The sequence below is a fragment of the Pseudomonas sp. AC463 genome (assembly GCF_979253585.1).
Map to the genome: position 1 here is coordinate 1 of NZ_CEEDDZ010000455.1, position 289 is coordinate 289.

General features: G+C 66.4%; 1 protein-coding gene. It reads right to left on the reverse strand.

The window, feature by feature from the left end; genetic code table 11:
• Nucleotides 1-289: hypothetical protein (locus tag AC0IYH_RS30950; protein WP_471838009.1), on the reverse strand; the 289-nt coding region annotated here is incomplete at both ends.

Sequence of the window (289 nt, forward strand, 5' to 3'; positions counted from 1 at the left end):
TCGGGCGTGTTGCAGCCGTCGCAGGGACGCCAGTTGTCCGGGAAGATCACCTTGCCGTGGCGGTCCTGCACGAAGTCGATCAGGCTGGGCGGCCCGCCGCGACCCTGATTGGCGAGGATCGAGAAGGCATTGACCATCCGCTGCACCGTCGTCTCGCCGGCACCAAGCGCGAAGGACAGATAGGGCGAGTAGTTCCCGATCCCCATCCGCTTCATCAGCGACACGATGCGCGGCATGCCCGTCTGCGCGGCGGCGCGGACGGTCATCAGGTTGCGCGACTGTTCGATGC